Consider the following 18,702-nt stretch of genomic DNA (forward strand, 5'->3'; position numbering starts at 1 on the left):
TTTAGGTTGATCCTGTTGGAGCCCAGGCTGTATGTAGCCTCCTCAAACATATTTCCTCTGCGGCAGCGCGGGCATTTGGCGTGCAGCATAGCCCATGATTTTGATGTTTTTGCCATTATTTATTTTTTCAATGCTGTGCTTCTTTTATAACACGATTACTTAAAATGTTGGTCCGGGAACTCATTCTTTGATCCACATTTTCAGAAACCTGCTATAGGAATTGCTGACCAGTTTATAACTTGGAGGGACCTGCTTATCCGGGCCGTGAAAAGTCACCAGCCTTGTTTCCGCTGGCTTTTTATCCAGCATTTCATAAACAAACCGGCTATAATGATCATAAAGCTCAAATGAGGTTTTTACCGCATAATCGATCCGGCTATCGGGTTCGATATTTTCATAAAAAGGGTTATAAAAATAAAAGTGATCGTAATCATCAAAATCCAGTTCGGTCAGGTTACCATGAATGAAATTTACGTTGGGTAAATCAATTTCCTCCCTGGCTATTTCTGCGAAAGTAAATAGTTCGCTCCGCTGTTCAATACCGTAAAATGTTGTTTCCGGATGGAAAAAACCGGCCACCAGGCAGAACTTTCCGACACCGCTCCCGATGTCCAATACTTTGGCGTTTGGAATTGCCAGGAACTCACCCGCTTTTTTAGCGATGTCAACAGAGGTCCAGTGCATAGGTGATAATGCCTGGATATGCTCGGGGTAGATATCGTCAAACACATAGTCTTTGCGAAAAAGGGACGGACTTAAAGTATCATGGAGCATACTACTGTCTTTATTATCGGTTTCAAAACTCCTGAAAGGAGCGGTCAAAAATTTGAACACATTCATTTGGATTATTCTTTGATCCACATTTTTAGCAAAGTATCGTAGGAAACATCTGCCAGCTTATAATCCGGGGGGATCTCCTGTTCTAAACTGTGGAAGGTGACCAGGCGCGTCCCGGAAGGTTTCGCGCTTAGCGCGGCATAAAGGTATTGGGTATAGTAATCATACAAACTTTCCGATAGTTCTATCGTATCGTCAATTCGGCAAAGCGGATCAATATTCTCGAAGAATGCATTATAAAAATAGAAGTGATCAAACTCTCTAAAATTAATCTGGGTAACATTACCGTAAATAAAATTTACGTTGGGCAAATTTGCATACCTTTTGATATTTTCTGCCAAATGATGCAATTCATGTCTTTGCTCAACCCCGTAAAAAAAAGTTTCGGGGTAATGATAACCCGCAGTCAAGCAGAATTTACCAATGCCGCTACCAATATCAAGTACCCTGGTGTTTGGTAAAGACAGGAATTCTGCGGCTTTTCGGGCAATAGACAACGGAGTGAAATGTTTGAGCGATAGTAATTGAACATGTTTTGGGCATAGCCAATCAAATTCCGTGTCGTCGCTGAATAAGAGTTTATTGACCAGATTGTTTTCCGACGGTGCGGTTATTCCCTGCTTGATTTGATCCCCATAAGCAGATGGTAAGCGCGAAAACCGATAATCTTTCATCTTATGCAAATCTATGGTTATAGCAGCGGCAACGTTATGGTAAGACATCAGTATGCAGGCTGATATTTATCAGTTTTTGCCAATAGACATGAGCTTTATATCTTCCAGGCGAGTTGCGCTTTTTGCACATGCAGCGTGCGGTAGCTAATAAAATAGGTGTCAATAAATTCGTATCTTTATAACATGAGCCTATCTGGAATTTTTCCAATTGACAAATGGGAATTCACAACGCAGTCTGTTCTTAATACTCTCTCAGAAGAAGATTACCATTTTTTGATCTCCCGGCAGGGAGCACAGAAATATCAAAAAGGGGAAATTATTTTCAAGGAAGGTGTTGTGCCTTCCGGTATTTATTTTATCCACCAGGGGAAAATAAAAAAGTATAAAGTTGACAGGAGTGGCAGGGAGCAGATCATATACGTAGCCAACAAAGGCGAGCTGATCGGGTACCATGCAGTCTTAGCGGAAGAACGTTGCCCTGACTCTGCCGCCACATTGGAGGAGAGTTTAATCAGTTTTATTCCTAAAGAAGATTTTTTAACTATTCTTGATAAGGCGCCGCTTTTTGCCCGGCGCTTATTAAAAACATTGAGCCATGAGTTTACCGTGTTGGCCAATGGCATTTCCGTGATTTCGCAAAGAACCGCCACGGAACGACTTGCCATTGCGCTGATCGTATTGAGGGAAAAATTTAAAGATGAAGGGGCTACTGAAAATGAAATCATTCTGAATATCTCCAGGATGGATCTGGCCAGTCTGGCCGGGATCGCCCAGGAAAATGTGATCCGCCTGTTAAAGGAATTTAAAGAAGAAGGTATTTTGGAGACGGATGGCCGGAAAATATGGATCAAGGATATTAAGCGGCTCGTTAAAAAGTCAAACTACGGGCAATGAACTTTCTTACTGGGAAAATAAATAAAAGAACGTATTGTCAAACAGTCTTCGAAAAAACAGGTTGCCTTGGTTCAGTAAAAAAGCTGCCTATTCCATGGATGACAGCTTTTTGTATGGTTTCTGTATCCTTTAGCTACATTGGAAACGTCACGACCAGAGATTTGATGATTTACGGCCTGGATCTGTTTTTGCGAGAAAACGACCCGAAAAGGAGGCGGAGCGGATAGGGGAGTATGAATGTATTACCCCAAATAAAAAATCCGTTTATATGTTTGTAATTTTATAGGCAATCCTGCCAGGGTTGCGATTATAACCAGCCAATCGAAATCATCGTGCAAAAAAAAGTTAAATTAGCGTTTTAAGTAACCATGCTCAATAATTTTTTCGCTAAGCTATCAAAAGGGATAACACTGACAGACGCTGATAAAGCAATTTTCAGGCAGCATGTTATTGTAAAGAAGTTAAGAAAACACCAGTATTTTTTGCAGGAAGGAGAAATTTGCAAATCGGTCGCTTTTGTGAGTAAGGGCATCCTCCGTTCATATTTAGTAGATGAAAAAAACAACGAACGAATTATCCAATTTGCGCCGGAGGGATGGTTTATTTCCGATATATCCAGTTTTATAACTGAAGATAAATCTATTATGAATATTGATGCATTAGAAGATACTGAATTGATATTGATGAGCAAAACTGCACACGTCTATCTGGAGACCGCTGTTCCCGAATTTTTTAAATTTAATTATGCTCAGTATCGCGGCGCATATATTTCGCTGCAAAAAAGGTTAATAGATATGTTTACGCTATCAACCGAAGAAAAATACACCAAACTGCTAAGTATTTATCCGGATATTATGCAGCGCGTCCCGCAACATATGATTGCTTCCTATCTCGGGTTAACCCCTGAAACGCTAAGCCGTGTGAGAAAGAAACTTTCTGTTAAAAAGACTGAAGAATAATCATTGATCCATTGACCGAAATCAATATAATTTCTTGATTCATATCAAGATATTGGAACGAAATCCGGTTTATTTTTACTCCGAAGCTTCCTATCGTCAAATTAAGCATTCGAATGCAATTTGGCAGCCCCGAAGTTTTCATTTAACTAAATTCAAACCAATTATTAAACATGAAGAAATTATTATTATTTGCGGTTATTCTGCTTTTACAAAACTCATTATTTGCCCAAACAACTACGTGGAAAAATGATAAAATGCATTCCAAACTTAAGTTTTCCGTTGTCCATCATTTGCTTTCAGACGTAGATGGTTTGTTTAAAAATTTTGAAGTAACTATAACCGCTGCGAAGTCCGATTTCAGCGATGCCGTTTTTGAACTTTCAGCAGATGCGTCTTCTATAAACACAGAAGTGGAAATGCGTGATAATGATTTAAAAAGCTCTAGCTTTTTTGATGTGGCGACTTATCCAAAAATCACTTTCAAAAGCACATCAATAAAGCCGGACGGGCAAAACAAGTATAAGCTTACCGGCAACCTCACCATGCATGGTGTTACAAAACCTGTAACGATGGACCTTTGGTACCGCGGCACAAAGGAGAACCCAAACAGCAAAAAAAATGATGCCGGTTTTAAATTACGGGGTACATTAAAGCGTTCAGACTTTAATATTGGGACAAACACGCCAACGGTACTTGTAAGCGACGAGGTAGAAATTGAAGCCGACGGCGAGTTCGCCAAAGCCAATTGACAACTCCGATTACGCAACTTTCTTCAGCATTGAACAATTGTTGCATACCAATTATTCAAGCCAACCTGTCGTTCGTCTTAAATTATAATATGATGAAAAAAAACATCATTGTCCTTGCAATTGTTTTAACTACCCTTATCGCCGACCAGGCTTTTGCACAGTTACCAGTAATCCGGCTTGCAAATCAAAAATCTTTGTTACAAAGCAAAGACCCTAAGCTTGCGGCCAATAAAAAGCTTGTATACGATTGCTGGCGCGAAATGCTGGAAGCAGGTCATATTGATCTGGCAGATAAATATCTTGCCGAAAACTACATGCAGCATAATCCGAATGTTCCCACCGGAAGAAAAGGATTTGTTGAATTATTTTCAAAGTTTGCGAAACCTACGCCAATTGTGGATACCATAAAAGCCCCTGTGGTTGCAATTGTTGCGGAAGGAGATCTGGTCGTGATAAGCTTTGCCGCAAAATTACCCGACCCTGCGGACAGCACAAAAACCTACACCACAACCTGGTGTGACATGTTTCGGATTGAAAACGGAAAACTTGCAGAACATTGGGATGGGGCGCAAAAAGCAAAGAATTAATACAGAAGGTTCAAACGGTTAAAATCGGGGACATTCAGATAGCGAAATTACCGGCTGACGAATCCGGGTAATTGAAATAAAGAAAATATTTATATCAGTTCATCATTTGAAATGATATGGACATTTGTCCAAAACCATTTAATACAACGTTATGTATATATCAAGCAGAAGAAAATTCTTAGGGCAGCTGTCGGTTATTACCGCTGCTATCACCCTCCCCAAATTTGCCAATTCTTCAGTTATTGCTGAAGACGATTTTGTGATGGCTGAAGCCTCTGAGGGCAAACTTAGGGGTATCAGAAAGGGCGGAGTTTGTTTATTCAAAGGTGTTCCTTACGCCGGAAGGCTCTCGGGTGACAGGCGTTTTAAAAGACCGGCAAAACTGGAGCCATGGACAGGTGTACGTGACGCTTTACAACTTGGTGCCCCCTGTATCCAACCACAATTTCAAACTCGTGGTATAAACGAACCCAAGCCAGATGAAGATTGCTTGTTTTTAAATGTTTGGACGCCAGCTAATGATAATAAAAAACGCCCAGTGATGTTTTACAATCATGGAGGAGGGTTTTCTAACGGCTCAGGCGGCGCCCTTGATCAGGATGGTTCAAACCTTGCCCGCTTTTTTGATGTGGTCGTAGTTGAGACAAATCACAGATTAGGATTAATGGGCTTTCTCTATTTGGAGCATATTGCAGGCCCGGAATATGCCGGTTCGGGTAATAATGGCCTTCTTGATATTGTCGACGGCTTAAAATGGGTGAAAAAAAATATTGGAGCTTTTGGAGGTGACCCGGATAATGTGATGATCTGGGGCGAATCAGGCGGAGGCGCAAAAACAAGCTGTTTATATGCTATGCCGGCGGCTGCACCCTATTTTAATAAGGCCTCTATTGAAAGCGGCCCCGGCCTTAGAATGTTGCCCAAAGAAGCCGCGATCGAAATGACAAAATTGGTATTCAGGGAACTGAATATCGATATGAAGGACTGGGAAAAAATACTTGATGTTCCCGTAAAGGATTTAATTGACGTACAAAATAAAGTTCCCAGCCTGATGGCTGACAGCGATTATATCCACCAACACGGTGTTGTAGGGTTCGTTCCTAATAATTTCGCGCCGGTAGTAGACGGGGTTGCACTACCCCACGACCCCTTTGATCCCTTTGCGCCGAAAATTTCAAAGGACAAGCCGCTCATGACGGGTTGGAATGAAGATGAATGGGCGTTTTTTGCAATGTATTCACATGATACCGGCGCGCTGAAAAACGACTTTACATTTGAGGCATTACAAACAAAAATCCAACCGGAGTTCGGCGCTGATGCGCAAAAAATAATTGGGACCTATAGGCAAACAAGGCCTAACGCATCCGCCAGCGATATCTGGATGGCTGTTAAATCAATTAATATGATGGGACTTGGCACCATTGCTATCGCAGAAAGGAAAGCTGAACAACATGGCGCCCCTGTATATCTGTATAATTTTGGTTATAAATCTGAGGCAAAGGTCCCTGACACTGATTATCCTTTCGGTACGCCCCATGCCATGGATATCACGTTCAAATTCAATAACGAAGTGCCGGGCGCACCGGCTGGGTTTTTAAGCGGGAACAAGCCTGAGCGCTTTGTTGCATCGCACCATATGGCGGAACTATGGACTACTTTTGCAAGAACAGGTAAGCCAGCCGCAAAAGATGTTCCTGAGTGGCCGGCTTACAATTTGGCAGACCGGCCCACCATGCGCATAGATGCTAAATGTGAAGTAATTAATGACAGGTACAAGGAAGAACTGGCGATGTGGCGGTCGATAGGCCGAATAGGTTATCACTCGCTTAATTCAAGGTAACCGGTACTCATGCTAAAGCGACGATTGCCATAATGAGCGTGATTTTTTCAAATATTTAACGTGTAACAGGTGAGCAGTTAAATTATTTATCTTAATAATATGCCGCACGTTCTGATGCCGGATAGGAATGGCAGGCATTTATCTTGATTCAGTTGAACGCGAGCAGCGGTTTGATCTTAACGGATACCATATCCAAGCCTCCCGTTTCCACACACGGAGATAATTTTGCCCAATAACATACCAGTTGGTATGTTATTGTTTATCTTTGTCGCGAAGCCAATTGTGCTCGACAACAGCCTATGTATTCAACCCTATTAGCACTTCATTCTTTGGTACGCTGGTTTGTGCTGTCAAGCCTGCTTTTTTCACTTTTCCTGGCTTACCATGGTTGGTTCTTCAAAAGAAAATTCTCCGGCATTGATAATGCCGCAAGGCATTGGACCGCCACTATAGCGCATATCCAGCTCATTTTCGGCCTTTGGCTTTATTTTATCAGCCCCATCATTGACTATTTTCTGCATAACTATAAAGACGCCGTTCATCAAAGACAGATCCGTTTTTTCGGTATGGAACACAGCCTGATGATGATAACGGCAATTATTGTAATCACTATCGGTTCGGCAAAAGCCAAACGCAGGCAAACCGATAAGGAACGGTTTAAGACAATGGCAATTTGGTTTACCATTGGCCTTATAATCATACTGGCAAATGTTCCCTGGCCATTCTCACCATTGACGAGCCGGCCTTATTTCAGATCTTTTTAAATATCGGTTAAATGAATCAAACTTTAAACAAAAAGACATCAACGGTTAGAAATTATAAACCTTTAATATGGGCTTTGGCTTTAGGTATAAATGGCCTGATCATATTTTCTATTTTCCTTCCGGATAAGGAAAGCTTTAAGGCCTACAGCTTTTCATTTCTGCCGCTGGTAAATGCAGTAATGAACGGGGCTACCTTCATTTTTCTTTTGCTGGCATTGTATGCCATTAAACAGAAAAACATACAACGGCACCGTAATTTTATTTTCGCCGCTTTTGTATGTACTTCCGTATTCTTATTGTCTTACCTCCTGTATCATTTTACCACGCCGTCCACAAAGTTTGGCGGGCATGGCGCTCTCAGATATATCTATTATTTAATATTGCTCACGCATATCCCACTGGCGATCATAACCGTCCCGCTGGCGCTCATATCCATCGGACGCGGCCTGAATATGGAAGTCACTTTACATAAAAAAATTACCCGCTGGGCTATGCCTATTTGGCTATATGTGAGTTCAACCGGTGTGATCGTCTATTTATTGATATCGCCTTACTACAGGTAAATAACATACGCCGGCGGCGTAACCGGAAATTGGCATTTCCTGTTGCCAGGCAGAGAAAAGACTTCGAGCGATGCTGTTCCCGGATTTTAATCCGGTTTTGTAAATAAGTGCCAGTAATTCGGAAATTAACGTTAGCAGCCCTCTCATTGCCTTGCCTACCTTTGACTAACAAATAAATATCTTAAAGATGGAAAAGCAATTAAAAGTTTTGATAACCGGTGCAACCGGTAAAAGCGGCAGTGCAGCGATAGACGAACTACTGGAAATGGGTTATCCCGTTAGGGCTCTTGTTCACAGTCACGATGAACGTTCAGAAAAACTCGCAGCCAAGGGTGCGGAGGTCGTAGTGGGCGATCTGCTCAATTACAATGAAATTTCTACAGCTATGCAGGGTATTGACACCGCTTATTTCTGTTTTCCGGTTATTGTTCCGGGAGTGCTGCAAGCCACGGCCTATTTTGCCCAGGCTGCTAAAGAAAACGGTTTGAAAGGCATCGTTAACATGTCCCAGATATCTGCCAGACGGGAAGCTAAAAGCAATGCGGCGCAGGATCACTGGGTTGGGGAACAGATTTTAAATATGACCGGCATTCCTACTGTTCATTTAAGGCCTACCTTTTTTGATGACTGGTTCCTTTATACCCGTGATATTATTCACGAAACCAGCACGATCGTATTACCTTTTGGCAACGGACGCTGGGCACCTGTCGATTCAGCTGATCTGGGCCGTGCGGTAGCCAAAATTGCCGTGGCCATGGAAGACTATTCAGGTCAGGTTATCAGGCTTTACGGCCCGGAGGAATATAACATATTTGAAATGAGCGAAATTATTTCAAATGTATTAGGCAGAACCATCAAATATGAACCGGTGACGATTGAACAATTCTTTGAAATTAATTCCAAAAGAGCGGCTAGTGAACATTTTGTACAACATGTCACCCATGTTGCCGAAGATTGTGTTAATGGCGTATTTGCCGGAACAAATGATCTGGTAGAAAAGATTACCGGTAGAAAACCAACAACGCTTGCTGATTTCTTTACCAGGAACAAGGCTTTGTTTCAATAATCGTTTACAGGTTGCAAAAAGTAAGCGACAAATCACGTCGTTCTGTGGGAGAAAAGTTTTATTCACAAAACATACCAGTTAGTATGTTTTGTTTTATCTTTRGTAAAAGCAAACCTTTTTAGAAATGGCGAGCTTGCCCTGGCGATGATACATGTCGGATACCAGGGATATGCTAAAAAAGTAATTACGCCGGTCGACATGATCCGGTTAGCCCGATACTAATCGTAGTTCTTTCATTGATGGCCATGTTTTTTCCTGGATTTTCAAGTCGGTATGATTGAAAATCAGCATGCTGATGCAATTATGCAGATAAGTGACAGTAATTCGGAAATTAGCGTTAGTACACCCGGCAGCACCAGACCTACCTTTGATTAAACAAATAAATAATCAAAAAATAAATCATTTCACTTTAAAAATTTTAATCATGAAAACGAAAGTTTGGTTTGTAACAGGTGCCAGCAAAGGCTTTGGTCTTGAAATAATAAAAGCAGTCCTTGCCTCTGGCGATAAAGTAGTAGCTACCGTCCGTAATAATGCAGCCGGCCTGCAAAACGAATTGGGTAACGCTGAAAATTTATTGGTGGTCACCATGGATGTCGTGAACGAAGACGAGGTAAAACGTGCCGTAAAAGATGGCATTGATCGGTTCGGGCAATTGGATGTGGTGGTTAATAATGCAGGCTTCGGCATTGTAGCCGCTATTGAGGAAGCATCTGATGCAGAGGTAAGACGTCAGTATGATGCCAATGTGTTCGGTCTGTTGAACGTTACCCGTGCGGTATTACCAAATATGCGGGAAAGGAAAGCAGGTCATATTATCAATATCTCCTCTCTCTTTGGTTACGGAGCCTTACCTGCCTGGGCTTTGTATGGCTCTACCAAATACGCCGTGGAAGGCATATCTGAAGGTCTGGCGCTTGAGCTTGCACCGTTCAATATCAAAGTTACCGCGCTTGCCCCGGGCTTATTCCGCACACAGTTCTTAAATGCGCAATCCTACACTTCAGCTGCCAGTACTATACCGGATTATGATCAAACCATGGTCGGACAAATGAAAAATGTCCCCGATGCATTGCATGGCAACCAACCTGGCGACCCCGCTAAACTGGCGAAAGTAGTTGTTGAACTGGCTGCCGCAGAAAATCCGCCACTTCATTTGCCGGTAGGTAAGGATTCGCTGGAATCATACCGGACAAACAGTGCTAAGGTAAGCGAAGAAATTGAGGCATGGGCCGACAAGTTTACCCCAACTGAAGTGACAGCATAAAACCGACCAGGAATATTTTATTTTTCCTTACACACAAGAAAAAGTAGAAGGATTAAACCAATGGTTTGTTTATTAAAAATAATTACTTTTAATAGATAAAAACGATGAAACATTTTAAATCCTTAAGTGAAATGCACCGGGAAAACGGCTTGCCGGCTCCCGAGCATCCGATGCTTAGCCTGCTGCGTATCACCCCTGGGCTGGTGCTGAATTTTACGGAATTTACCTGCGATTTTTACATGATCGGCCTGAAAAATATTAAGGCAGGCCACTGGCTGTACGGGCGCACTAAATTCGATCATGAAAAGGGCTCAATGGTGTTTTGGAAGCCCCGGCAGGTAATTGAGGTCAACAACCTGGAACTGGAAGAGGATGGCTATATAATGCTGTTTCATGAAGATTTTTTATTGGGTAACGCACTGCAAAGGGAAATTCAAAAGTATTCTTTCTTTGATTATGAAACGGATGAGGCTTTGCATCTCGCGCCAAAAGAAGAAAAGACCATCTCACGGTTATTTGAATCCATAGAATCAGAATACGCCAATAACCACGACGAATTCAGTAAGGAAATTATCCTGGTCAATATCGATTCGATGCTGAAATATGCCGAGCGTTTTTATAAACGGCAATTCATCAACCGCAAAGAACTGACCGGTAAAACAGTTACAGCCTTTAATAAGTTACTGGATAATTATATCCGGGAGGACAAGTTTTTGAAAGAAGGACTGCCGTCGGTCGCTTATATCGCATCGGCACTAAATATGTCGCCTCGCTACCTCAGCAATGCGTTAAAGATGGAGACAGGAAAAACGGCACAGGAACTCATTCATATCGCGCTCATTACTGTGGCAAAGAACAAATTAAGGGAATCCGAAGAAAACGTATCGGAGATCGCCTATTCCCTGGGATTTGAAAACATGTCCTATTTCTCCAAACCGTTCAGGAAGGAAGTTGGTAAAACCCCGAAAGACTTTAAGAAACAGCTTTTAAACTAAGCTGGAAATCATATTCAGGATAAGAAATGAACCAGGCAGTCCCTGATGAAATACCAAATTGAATGATCCTATTTTTTATCAAATAACATACTAATTGGTATGTTAAGATTAGCTTTGTAAAACCACAGAATAAGAAATGGAACATGTATTGGATAACCCCGCATTTAACGCTTTAGCTACTGGGAATAGACAACTGGCTAATGGCACAGATGGTATTAAATATTTCTCTCCCGAAGTATCACCTTTTATCGGGTTTAAGGAACTGCAACCGGATAGCTTTCAGCAACTTTATGACCTGGTGCCTTTTGATGGCCCGATCGGTTATGTTACCCCTGTTGAAACAGAAATACCCGAAATGTGGAAATTGCTCAGTCCGATCAAAGGCCGGCAAATGATCTACGAGGGTGATATGAAAGAGGTAAATACATCCAGCCTGGTCAAATTGACTGATGTGCATATCCCGCAAATGATCGGATTAACGAAACTAACCCATCCCGGTCCTTTTGATGCCCGTACCATTGACTTCGGCGATTATTACGGAATTTTTGACGGTGATCAGTTGATCGCCATGGCGGGACACCGGATGAAGCCATCACCCTATACGGAGATCAGTGCCGTATGCACACGTCCCGACTATACCGGCCGTGGCTATGCCAGACAATTGGTGGAGTTCCAGATCAACCGGATTAAGGATGCAGGAAATATCCCGATGTTGCATGTCGCCTATGGTAATGAACGCGCTTTTGAAGTATACAAAAAGATCGGGTTCGAGGTGCGCAGCGATATGTACTTCTATATCCTGCAAAAAAATAAATAGCTAAAACTGATGGCCTGGGTGTAATGGCATCATCCGGTTATAACTGAACACCTAATTGAGCAGGAATAGCGACCGGACATCCGGATCGCCGAGAAGTGATTATAGCCACTGATCACTATGAATTAATTCTTTATTTTTGCTAACATACTATTCGGTATTTATGGCAAAAGCAGAAGCGACACGCTTGACTATATTGCAAAAGGCATATGATTTAGTTTACCAGAAAGGCTATCAGGCCACCAGCATTGATGACATCATTGCCACTACACAGGTAACTAAGGGGGCTTTTTTTTATCACTTTAAGAACAAGGAACAAATGGGGCTTGGTATCATCAATGAATTGATGTATCCCCAAATAATCCCCCTGTTAGAGAAAACGCTTAAAAAGCCCAACGACGTCCGGGTAAACATTTACGAAATGATGGAAATACTGTTGTTTAACGACGAGTTCTTTAAAGTCGAATTCGGCTGTCCCGTTATCAATCTGATAGATGAAATGGCAGCCCTAAACCCATCCTTTCAGAAGGCACTAACGCGTGTGATCAAAAAGTGGCAGACTATCATTGAGGCGGCAATATTAAAAGCACAGAAGAAAGGCCAGTTAAGCCAGGATAATGAAGCCAATAAGATCGCCCTTCATGTTATAACAAATTATGGTGGAGCGCGCTATATGGGGAAATTATTCGGCAAGTCTTCCTATTCGGATTTTTTGAAGGAATTTGAGAAGTATTTAAAGAGTCTGATGTAATTTTTTTTAAAACAAAACATATCACGTGGTATGTTTTACGGTATTGTTCGGAGTGATTAGACAGCGGTTCAAGAATGATGTGTCTTTAGCTATAATGGTGTCAACGGCCTGCTTAACGCTTTCGTCATCGGTCAGCGTAACATCCAGCACGGTTACATTCTCTAACGCTAATAAGGCATTTGCCTTATCAGCGTTCTTTCCGTTCGTATCTCTCATGGTGGCGTAAACCTTATGGCCTATAGCTGCGACACTATGGGCGGTAAGCCAACCGAATCCACTGTTTGTTCCTGTTATTAAAACTATTTCTTTGCTCATCTTTTTATTGTTTAAATGATAGCGCAAATTTTGGCAATTGGAACAGTGATACATTTACCATTTGGTAAAAAGTGATCTCAACGGATATTTTTTCTTATCCTGCTTAAGGACTGCTGGGTGATCCCCAGGTAAGAAGCGATATGAGAAAGCGGCACACGATTAACAAGGTCGGGAAAATGCTCTATGAACGATAAATAACGAGTGGTGGCATCTTCCGATACAAGCGGGCTTCTTCTTTCGATCGTTTTTAGCAAACAGTTTTTTAAGATCAGATGCTCAATATCTTTCCAGCCAACAATCGTATTGCCGGTCTCGTCCCAGTCTTTTTTGGAAAACACCAGGAATTTACAATGGGTAACGGCCTGTATATACTCGGACGCAACTACCTGCGCCTCGAACCTTTGCTGGTCGGAAACAAAATTATGCTCATCTATGAATGAATGCGTGATCTCTTCGCCCTTATTGTTATAGTAACAGAATCGAACCACACCTTCCAAAATAAATCCAACGTACCTCGGTATCTTCCCGGCTTCAGAAAAATATTCCTCTTTATGAAGTTCAAGCGTTTTTGCCTTGCTTATAATGAAGTCTGTTTGCTGTTTGTTCTGATTCCCGAATTGCAGTATGTAATTGATGAACACTTCCATAAGTTAAATTTTGAATATATTGTGGGCAGTTCATTTACCATTTGGTAAAAAATGATGTTGTGTAAACATAAAAGTATCGATAAAACACAAACTTCCTGTTTTGAGGGTCAGCTACTGGGGGATCAGAGCCTAAAGTTTGCCCAATGATAATTTGAAGACAGTAGCCTTGGTCAGGTTCACATCCTTACACCAGCAAATCACAATCGAAGTCCATGCGAAAGGTTTCCTGTAATATTCTTAAATTCGGTCATTAAAACAATATAAGCTAATGATCTTTAGTTTTACCGCCACGCGGGAGTTTGATTTCATGACTTATTTTGCCCGGCATATCGGGGCAACGGTAAATAATGATTTGTTGGTCATCCCTGATCACGTTGGGAACGGATACATTCGTAAACTTTCGTTCGGCACGGAATTCAAGATAACCATGCACCATTATGTGCTAAAGGAAGATCTGATCATCAAACGCAATACATCCGGCCTGGGTAACGAACTGATCACCATCTTTTTTTACAGCAACGAGCAAACGCTCGGCATATCGTTTGACAACAATCCAAATATTCAGTTTTCCGAGCGCGATGATTCCGCTATCCAGGTTACCTCTAATGACTTGAACTCGACCATACGTTTCCCGGCGGGGCACACTATACGTTACGCAGTCATCGCCATTATGCCGGCCTATCTAAAAGCACTATTGGCCCTGAATAATCTGAATTCTACGCTCGAAACAATAACCAGGCCAGGTAATACATTTCTCTATTTTGAGAACATGATGGCTGAAGCCAAACTGCTGCTCAAAAACTTAAGTGCGGTGGATATGAGCGATGATTTGAGCCAGTTTTATATGCAGATAAAAGTACAGGAGCTGCTTTACCTGCTTTTTCAAAAGCTGTCGAAACGCGAAAGCTTACCGCATCAGAATATTAACAGCGCGGATGCGGCCAGGCTACTTCATATCCGTAACGAAATTATCAGTGACCTGAGCGCACCACCGGTCTTGCCTGAATTGGCACAAATTGCAGCCATGAGCGAAACTAAACTCAAACAGCTTTTCAAACAGGCCTTTGGTGATACTATTTACAATTACTTCCAGCGTGCCCGGATGGAAGAGGCTGCCTTTTTGTTAAAGCAAGGCAGGCGGTCGGTTGCTGAGGTTGGCTATGAACTGGGCTTTATCAATCTTAGCCATTTTAGCAGGTTGTTTGAAAAACATTACGGCTCTACACCCAAGCGGTATTCCTCACAAGCTTAACTTATTCGTCGTATCGGACTGATTTTTCGCCTTTTCAGGCTATTATCAGCCTACTATTAGGCGCAATTTTGCTTTATCAAATTAAAAGATAAGCGAAATGAAAAAATTATTCACGCCCTATAGGAAAGCCGCATTTCAGTTGAAGAACCACGTCGTGATGGCACCTATGACCAGAAGCCGTGCGATTGGCAATGTGCCCAATGACTTAATGGGCACCTATTACAAGCAGCGTTCCGGTGCCGGATTGATCATCACCGAAGGCACTTCACCCAGCCCCGAAGGTTTAGGCTATCCCCGCATCCCGGGTATTTTTACTGATGCCCAGGTAGAAGGATGGAAACTGGTAACCAATGCGGTTCATGAGGGCGGCTCCAAAATATTCTTACAATTGATGCATACCGGCAGAATAGCCCATAGCTCCAATTTGCCGGAAGGCCATCACGTTGTGGGTTTATCAGCTATTAAAGCAGCGGGCGAAATTTATACCGATACCGGCATGTTTGAATACTCGGCCCCAATGGCATTGGATGAAGAAGGCATAGCCCGTATTGTACAGGATCATGTGAAGGCTGCTGAAAATGCCATAGCTGCGGGCTTTGACGGTGTTGAGTTGCACGGAGCACACGGCTATTTGTTGGAGCAGTCGTTAAATCCGTACGTAAATAACCGTACGGATAACTATGGCGGATCAATAGCAAACCGCAGCCGTCTGACGCTGGAGATCGTACAAAAAATAGCAGCCACGATCGGAGCAGATAACGTTGGACTACGTATTTCACCCTTTTTAACTTCCAACGACATGCCTGCTTATGAAGAAGCGGAAGTACATGAAACCTATGTTCGCCTTGCCGGGGAAGTAAACCAGTTGGGCATCGCGTACCTGCATATTTCAAATAATCCCGGCATTCCCGAAAAAACACATCAGAATATACGTGAGGCTTTCGCTAATACCATTATCTATTGCAATGGGTTCACGGCCGAAACGGCCGAAGCCAAATTACAGGATGGATCAGTTGATCTGGTCGCCTTTGGCAGAAGTTTTTTGGCCACCCCCGATTTTATGAGGAGAATAGAAAAAAACGCCCCCCTGAATGAGCCGGACTATAACACGCTTTATACCCCCGGCGACAAAGGATACACCGATTACCTCATATTAGACTAAATACTATTTAACACACAATTAAAGACGCTGTCAGCTTAACTGACTGCTTCATTACCTCTTAAAAACAATTGACAAAATGAAAATTACAACCACAGGCTCATTAGGAAATGTAGCCAAACCATTAGTAAAAAAGCTGATCGCAGCCGGACATGAAGTAACCGTTATCAGCACAAAAGATAACCGAAAAATCGAAATCGAGGCTTTGGGTGCAAAGGCAGCTATCGGCTCTATCAGTGACGAAGCCTTTTTGACGAAAGCTTTTAGCGACGCAGATGCGGTTTATACCATGATGCCACCATCAATGGGGCCAGGCAATATGATACAGAACATTGCTGAAGCGGGGCAAGCTTACGCGAACGCTATTAAAGCGGCAGGCGTAACGCGCGTAGTCATGCTGAGCAGCGTTGGCGCTGATGCAGCTACAGGAACCGGCCCGGTACAAGGTGTTCATCGTGTTGAAAAGATATTACAAGGTTTAGACGGTGTGAATGTGACCGTCTTAAGGTCAGGTTTTTTCTATATTAACTTTTTGAGAGATATCCCATTGATCAAAAGCAAGGGCATTTTCGGTAATAATTATAACGGTAATGACCCGTTGGCTCTTACACACCCCGAAGATCTTTCGACAGCGCTTGCAGAGGAATTGCAAGCTGAAGGAAGCGGCTTTGAAGTGAAGTACGTTGTAAGTGATGTTTCGACTGGAGAAGCAATAGCAGAATCATTCGGTCAGGCCATTGGTAAACCAGAACTGATTTGGACAAATATCCCGGATGAACAGTTAAAACAGGGCATGCTTGCCGGAGGATTGCCGCCGGAGCTAGTCGGCCTGATCGTTGAAATGGGGCAAGGTGTACGGGCAGGTATTATCACCTGGGACTTTTTTGCCAGCGGTGCTAAGGTAACCGGTCAGATCAAGCTGGAACAGTTTGCTCAAGAGTTCAAAGCCGCATATCTGCACGCTTAAGCACTATTTATCTATAACAACTCACATAATCATGGAAGTTTCTTTGACAAAGCAAAGGCTGTTATCATACGTATGATAACAGCCTTTGCTTTATTCACTTATTGGTGGCGTCCCATAAAGTAAAAAGCGACTAAAGAATTTTAAGCTTGTCCATCTTTCATTATGTGTAACCCCGCTTACGGAACTTATTTACCGTAAGTGATTTTAAGGAATTCCTTTAATTCCGTTGGTTTTCTTCCCAATAAATGTTCCAGATCACTTCTCTGCGTATCGAACTCACCATTTCTTATCGCAGTAGAAAATGCGCCTAAGAATCCAACAACGTCTTTCGGAACGCCGGCCTTTCCAAGAGCATTGCTGTAAGTATCAAGTTCAGGCTTCAAATAAGTTACCTTTTTACCAGTAATATGTGTTAGGAAGCCTGTTATTTCTTCAAAAGAATAAGCATTATTTCCGGTGATTGTGTAGGTCTTATATTCATGTCCGAGAGTGGTAAGCACCACAGCTGCGGCTTCGCCAATATCCGTCCTGGGAACAAAAGGAACCTTTCCATCGCCGGCTGGAAAAAAAATACCCTTTTCCAAAAATGCTTCCCCGGAAAACTTGCCGATCGAGTCAGCGTAAAGCGAGTTGTTAAATATGGTATAGGCAATTCCGGTCTCTTTTATATATTCAGCTGTAGCTCTATGAACCTGAATTACGAATGGAATGGCTGTTGTCTCATCATCCTTAATTTCCTGACTTATATAAACGATGTGCTGAAGACCATTCTCCTTAGAGGCGTTGATGACGTTCTTATGTTGCAAAAGCGTATCTGCCGCCACATCATTGGAAGAGATCAAAAAGAGCTTATCCACACCCTCTAAGGCATCTACAAGGGAGTTATAGTCATTGTAATTCCCTGTTTTTAACTGAACACCCTGTTCACTTAAATTTGCTGCTTTGTTTTCGTCTCTTACCAAAGCGGTAATTTTACTAGCCGGAACACCTTTTTCTAAAAGTGAACGGATTGCTGCATTTCCTAAATGCCCTGTTGCACCTGTTACTAAAATCATAATTGTTTAATTTATATTAAATATTTATCTTTGTTACACAAAGTTACCAATGATAGTTTCAAAAAGTAACTGTTACCTTTTGGTAACAATGGAAAATAGTGGTAACCTAAATGTGACTAATGGAAAATAAAGTTGAAAATAAGCCTTGCCCGGTTACGGCTACGATAACTTTGATCGGAGGAAGATGGAAACCAATAATTCTTTTTCATCTATCGGACCATACCAGGCGATTTGGTGAAATAGCCGCTAGGATGCCGTCTATATCCCGAAAAGTGTTGAGCGAACAACTGAAAGAACTGGAAGCGGATGGATTAATAAACCGCCAACAATTTAAGGAAATCCCGCCCCGTGTAGAATATTCTTTAACCGAGTTGGGGAAAAGTGTTAGGCCGTTACTAATACATATGGCAACCTGGGGCCAGGAAATGGTATTGAATGCCCGATCGATTAACGTTGGGTAATCGATTATTTTGAGTTTTTCAATACACCTTAATTATAAAACTGCCAACGGAAATATTTAGAACCCAGGTTCGAACCCTGGTAGGAG

The 18,702-nt window shown here is 42.2% G+C and carries 21 protein-coding genes; 16 read left to right on the forward strand and 5 right to left on the reverse strand.

The window, feature by feature from the left end; genetic code table 11:
- Positions 1 to 180 precede the first annotated feature (180 nt).
- Positions 181 to 840, reverse strand: a complete 660-nt coding sequence (locus AC1DQW_RS05650; RefSeq protein WP_477419991.1) for a methyltransferase domain-containing protein — start codon at positions 838 to 840, stop codon at positions 181 to 183.
- A gap of 5 nt (positions 841 to 845) precedes the next feature.
- A complete protein-coding gene (locus AC1DQW_RS05655) occupies positions 846 to 1,559 on the reverse strand; it encodes a class I SAM-dependent methyltransferase (RefSeq protein ID WP_477419992.1) in 714 nt (237 codons plus the stop codon).
- Positions 1,560 to 1,694: 135 nt separating this feature from the next.
- Between AC1DQW_RS05655 and AC1DQW_RS05660 the strand changes: the two genes are divergently transcribed.
- The 12 genes from AC1DQW_RS05660 to AC1DQW_RS05715 all read left to right on the forward strand — a co-directional run bounded on the left by AC1DQW_RS05660 (position 1,695) and on the right by AC1DQW_RS05715 (position 12,760).
- The gene (locus AC1DQW_RS05660; RefSeq protein ID WP_477419993.1) at positions 1,695 to 2,405 is read left to right on the forward strand and encodes a Crp/Fnr family transcriptional regulator; all 711 of its coding nucleotides are present in this window, start codon (positions 1,695 to 1,697) and stop codon (positions 2,403 to 2,405) included.
- A 368-nt stretch (positions 2,406 to 2,773) separates the two neighbouring features.
- Positions 2,774 to 3,364 carry a Crp/Fnr family transcriptional regulator gene (locus AC1DQW_RS05665; protein WP_477419994.1) on the forward strand — a complete coding sequence of 197 codons (591 nt, stop codon included), beginning with the start codon at positions 2,774 to 2,776 and terminating at the stop codon, positions 3,362 to 3,364.
- A 170-nt stretch (positions 3,365 to 3,534) separates the two neighbouring features.
- Positions 3,535 to 4,113 carry a YceI family protein gene (locus AC1DQW_RS05670; protein WP_477419995.1) on the forward strand — a complete coding sequence of 193 codons (579 nt, stop codon included), beginning with the start codon at positions 3,535 to 3,537 and terminating at the stop codon, positions 4,111 to 4,113.
- 89 nt (positions 4,114 to 4,202) lie between these two features.
- A complete protein-coding gene (locus AC1DQW_RS05675; RefSeq protein WP_477419996.1) occupies positions 4,203 to 4,700 on the forward strand; it encodes a nuclear transport factor 2 family protein in 498 nt (165 codons plus the stop codon).
- A 151-nt stretch (positions 4,701 to 4,851) separates the two neighbouring features.
- Positions 4,852 to 6,540: a carboxylesterase/lipase family protein gene (locus tag AC1DQW_RS05680; RefSeq protein WP_477419997.1), complete on the forward strand. Its 1,689-nt coding sequence runs from the start codon at positions 4,852 to 4,854 to the stop codon at positions 6,538 to 6,540.
- Between the two features lie 299 nt (positions 6,541 to 6,839).
- Positions 6,840 to 7,304: a hypothetical protein gene (locus tag AC1DQW_RS05685; protein WP_477419998.1), complete on the forward strand. Its 465-nt coding sequence runs from the start codon at positions 6,840 to 6,842 to the stop codon at positions 7,302 to 7,304.
- Positions 7,305 to 7,315: 11 nt separating this feature from the next.
- Positions 7,316 to 7,867: a DUF420 domain-containing protein gene (locus AC1DQW_RS05690; protein WP_477419999.1), complete on the forward strand. Its 552-nt coding sequence runs from the start codon at positions 7,316 to 7,318 to the stop codon at positions 7,865 to 7,867.
- 187 nt (positions 7,868 to 8,054) lie between these two features.
- A complete protein-coding gene (locus AC1DQW_RS05695) occupies positions 8,055 to 8,933 on the forward strand; it encodes an NmrA family NAD(P)-binding protein (RefSeq protein ID WP_477420000.1) in 879 nt (292 codons plus the stop codon).
- Between the two features lie 424 nt (positions 8,934 to 9,357).
- Positions 9,358 to 10,200: an oxidoreductase gene (locus AC1DQW_RS05700; protein ID WP_477420001.1), complete on the forward strand. Its 843-nt coding sequence runs from the start codon at positions 9,358 to 9,360 to the stop codon at positions 10,198 to 10,200.
- A 104-nt stretch (positions 10,201 to 10,304) separates the two neighbouring features.
- Complete coding sequence (locus tag AC1DQW_RS05705) at positions 10,305 to 11,195, forward strand: helix-turn-helix domain-containing protein (protein ID WP_477420002.1); 891 nt, start codon at positions 10,305 to 10,307, stop codon at positions 11,193 to 11,195.
- A gap of 136 nt (positions 11,196 to 11,331) precedes the next feature.
- Positions 11,332 to 12,012 (forward strand): GNAT family N-acetyltransferase, encoded by a 681-nt coding sequence (locus AC1DQW_RS05710; protein WP_477420003.1) that lies wholly within the window; start codon positions 11,332 to 11,334, stop codon positions 12,010 to 12,012.
- 160 nt (positions 12,013 to 12,172) lie between these two features.
- Positions 12,173 to 12,760, forward strand: a complete 588-nt coding sequence (locus tag AC1DQW_RS05715) for a TetR/AcrR family transcriptional regulator (protein WP_477420004.1) — start codon at positions 12,173 to 12,175, stop codon at positions 12,758 to 12,760.
- Positions 12,761 to 12,781: 21 nt separating this feature from the next.
- On the opposite strand, the gene AC1DQW_RS05720 is transcribed toward AC1DQW_RS05715, so the two are convergent.
- Both AC1DQW_RS05720 and AC1DQW_RS05725 read right to left on the reverse strand, forming a co-directional pair.
- Positions 12,782 to 13,075, reverse strand: coding sequence for an SDR family NAD(P)-dependent oxidoreductase (locus AC1DQW_RS05720; protein ID WP_477453212.1), 294 nt, complete (start codon positions 13,073 to 13,075; stop codon positions 12,782 to 12,784).
- Positions 13,076 to 13,152: 77 nt separating this feature from the next.
- On the reverse strand, positions 13,153 to 13,722 hold the full coding sequence (locus AC1DQW_RS05725) for a Crp/Fnr family transcriptional regulator (protein WP_477420006.1): 570 nt from the start codon (positions 13,720 to 13,722) through the stop codon (positions 13,153 to 13,155).
- Between the two features lie 268 nt (positions 13,723 to 13,990).
- Here AC1DQW_RS05725 and AC1DQW_RS05730 point away from each other — a divergent pair, with 268 nt between their 5' ends.
- The 3 genes from AC1DQW_RS05730 (at position 13,991) to AC1DQW_RS05740 (ending at position 17,100) form a co-directional block, all read left to right on the forward strand.
- Positions 13,991 to 14,974: a helix-turn-helix domain-containing protein gene (locus AC1DQW_RS05730; RefSeq protein ID WP_477453213.1), complete on the forward strand. Its 984-nt coding sequence runs from the start codon at positions 13,991 to 13,993 to the stop codon at positions 14,972 to 14,974.
- Between the two features lie 97 nt (positions 14,975 to 15,071).
- Positions 15,072 to 16,136, forward strand: coding sequence for an alkene reductase (locus AC1DQW_RS05735; protein ID WP_477453214.1), 1,065 nt, complete (start codon positions 15,072 to 15,074; stop codon positions 16,134 to 16,136).
- 76 nt (positions 16,137 to 16,212) lie between these two features.
- Positions 16,213 to 17,100, forward strand: coding sequence for an NAD(P)H-binding protein (locus tag AC1DQW_RS05740; protein WP_477453215.1), 888 nt, complete (start codon positions 16,213 to 16,215; stop codon positions 17,098 to 17,100).
- Between the two features lie 185 nt (positions 17,101 to 17,285).
- Here the strand turns inward: AC1DQW_RS05740 and AC1DQW_RS05745 are convergent, their stop codons facing one another.
- Positions 17,286 to 18,155, reverse strand: a complete 870-nt coding sequence (locus tag AC1DQW_RS05745) for an SDR family oxidoreductase (RefSeq protein WP_477420010.1) — start codon at positions 18,153 to 18,155, stop codon at positions 17,286 to 17,288.
- Between the two features lie 119 nt (positions 18,156 to 18,274).
- Between AC1DQW_RS05745 and AC1DQW_RS05750 the strand changes: the two genes are divergently transcribed.
- Positions 18,275 to 18,616, forward strand: coding sequence for a winged helix-turn-helix transcriptional regulator (locus AC1DQW_RS05750; RefSeq protein ID WP_477420011.1), 342 nt, complete (start codon positions 18,275 to 18,277; stop codon positions 18,614 to 18,616).
- The last annotated feature ends 86 nt before the right edge of the window (positions 18,617 to 18,702 follow it).

It is taken from the genome of Mucilaginibacter sp. P5_A4 (assembly GCF_056400605.1).

Bases quoted from the DNA above. Each gene is read 5' to 3' on its own strand.
- AC1DQW_RS05700 (WP_477420001.1), top strand. From the start codon at position 9,358: ATGAAAACGAAAGTTTGGTTTGTAACAGGTGCCAGCAAAGGCTTTGGT.
- AC1DQW_RS05740 (WP_477453215.1), top strand. From the start codon at position 16,213: ATGAAAATTACAACCACAGGCTCATTAGGAAATGTAGCCAAACCATTA.
- AC1DQW_RS05715 (WP_477420004.1), top strand. From the start codon at position 12,173: ATGGCAAAAGCAGAAGCGACACGCTTGACTATATTGCAAAAGGCATAT.
- AC1DQW_RS05675 (WP_477419996.1), top strand. From the start codon at position 4,203: ATGATGAAAAAAAACATCATTGTCCTTGCAATTGTTTTAACTACCCTT.
- AC1DQW_RS05655 (WP_477419992.1), bottom strand. From the start codon at position 1,559: ATGTCTTACCATAACGTTGCCGCTGCTATAACCATAGATTTGCATAAG.
- AC1DQW_RS05705 (WP_477420002.1), top strand. From the start codon at position 10,305: ATGAAACATTTTAAATCCTTAAGTGAAATGCACCGGGAAAACGGCTTG.
- AC1DQW_RS05730 (WP_477453213.1), top strand. From the start codon at position 13,991: ATGATCTTTAGTTTTACCGCCACGCGGGAGTTTGATTTCATGACTTAT.
- AC1DQW_RS05695 (WP_477420000.1), top strand. From the start codon at position 8,055: ATGGAAAAGCAATTAAAAGTTTTGATAACCGGTGCAACCGGTAAAAGC.
- AC1DQW_RS05690 (WP_477419999.1), top strand. From the start codon at position 7,316: ATGAATCAAACTTTAAACAAAAAGACATCAACGGTTAGAAATTATAAA.
- AC1DQW_RS05665 (WP_477419994.1), top strand. From the start codon at position 2,774: ATGCTCAATAATTTTTTCGCTAAGCTATCAAAAGGGATAACACTGACA.
- AC1DQW_RS05660 (WP_477419993.1), top strand. From the start codon at position 1,695: ATGAGCCTATCTGGAATTTTTCCAATTGACAAATGGGAATTCACAACG.
- AC1DQW_RS05720 (WP_477453212.1), bottom strand. From the start codon at position 13,075: ATGAGCAAAGAAATAGTTTTAATAACAGGAACAAACAGTGGATTCGGT.
- AC1DQW_RS05750 (WP_477420011.1), top strand. From the start codon at position 18,275: ATGGAAAATAAAGTTGAAAATAAGCCTTGCCCGGTTACGGCTACGATA.
- AC1DQW_RS05725 (WP_477420006.1), bottom strand. From the start codon at position 13,722: ATGGAAGTGTTCATCAATTACATACTGCAATTCGGGAATCAGAACAAA.
- AC1DQW_RS05710 (WP_477420003.1), top strand. From the start codon at position 11,332: ATGGAACATGTATTGGATAACCCCGCATTTAACGCTTTAGCTACTGGG.
- AC1DQW_RS05685 (WP_477419998.1), top strand. From the start codon at position 6,840: ATGTATTCAACCCTATTAGCACTTCATTCTTTGGTACGCTGGTTTGTG.
- AC1DQW_RS05680 (WP_477419997.1), top strand. From the start codon at position 4,852: ATGTATATATCAAGCAGAAGAAAATTCTTAGGGCAGCTGTCGGTTATT.
- AC1DQW_RS05650 (WP_477419991.1), bottom strand. From the start codon at position 840: ATGAATGTGTTCAAATTTTTGACCGCTCCTTTCAGGAGTTTTGAAACC.
- AC1DQW_RS05670 (WP_477419995.1), top strand. From the start codon at position 3,535: ATGAAGAAATTATTATTATTTGCGGTTATTCTGCTTTTACAAAACTCA.
- AC1DQW_RS05735 (WP_477453214.1), top strand. From the start codon at position 15,072: ATGAAAAAATTATTCACGCCCTATAGGAAAGCCGCATTTCAGTTGAAG.
- AC1DQW_RS05745 (WP_477420010.1), bottom strand. From the start codon at position 18,155: ATGATTTTAGTAACAGGTGCAACAGGGCATTTAGGAAATGCAGCAATC.